The organism is Actinomyces succiniciruminis (assembly GCF_900002405.1).
Classification (GTDB): domain Bacteria; phylum Actinomycetota; class Actinomycetes; order Actinomycetales; family Actinomycetaceae; genus Actinomyces; species Actinomyces succiniciruminis.
In genome coordinates this window covers 14591-15461 of sequence record NZ_LK995477.1, presented here as the reverse complement: position 1 = coordinate 15461, position 871 = coordinate 14591, and the positions used below count along the sequence as shown (strand labels likewise).

2 protein-coding genes are annotated in these 871 nt (G+C 61.7%); both read left to right on the top strand.

Annotated elements, in window-relative coordinates; translation table 11 throughout:
- On the top strand, positions 1–518 hold a 518-nt coding region (locus BN1056_RS03515), incomplete at its 5' end, for a DUF6318 family protein (RefSeq protein WP_210579109.1).
- A partial coding sequence (locus tag BN1056_RS03510; protein ID WP_210579107.1) for a hypothetical protein occupies positions 515–871 on the top strand: 357 nt, incomplete at its 3' end. The genes BN1056_RS03515 and BN1056_RS03510, both read left to right, overlap by 4 nt.

Here is an 871-nt window from a genome sequence, read left to right as displayed (position 1 = left end):
CCCCCCCCGCCACAGCCAGCGCTAGCCCCACCCCCACGCTCTCACCCGAGGACGCCGCCGCCCGGGCCACCGCCCTGGCCATGGAACCACCCGCCCCCTACACCCCGGAGTTCACCCCCGAAGGCGCAGCCACCGCAGCCACATACTTCCTCAACCTCTACCCCTACGTTTACGCAACCGGCGATCTGGACGCCTGGCAGAACATAAGCGACGACAACTGCGAATTCTGCAACAGCGTCATCAGCAACGTCACCGAACTACACGATGCGGGCGGATGGGCGGACTCGTGGGAGCAGGAGATCGCCCCACTGGAGTACTGGATGGACGACGCGGACCCCAACCGCTACGTCGTACGCACCCAAGTGAGCTACGGCGCCCATGCGTCATATTCTGGCGACGGAGCAAGCTCTACGCAGACCAATGCGGCCGATGAAATCCTGCTGGTTCAAATGCGATGGACGGAATCAGACTGGACTGTCGAAGTCGTCGACATCGAAGAAACGGGTGATTCAGAATGATGAATTCATCCACCGACCGCCTTATTGCGTTATTAACGTCAGCACCTATTCTAATAATAGGGGTGGGCGCAACAGCCATCGCCGCACCACCTTCAACCGATTACAACGCCGAATCGCATAGTAATTCGGTGGTGGTGACTGGCAGCACCTCGTATCAGGTGTTCTCGTTCGCGCCGGGCGGGCCGGCCGCAGCAAACACCGCTGTCGGCGGCGGAGGCGTATTCGATGAGCACGCCGCCAAAATGGCCCGACTAAGCTACCTAGCCTGCGTCGCCACAAGAACCGGCATAAGAAGCGGCACCGGCAACCCCCTAGCCGACCCCGCCGACTGCGCCACACAAGACACCCCCACC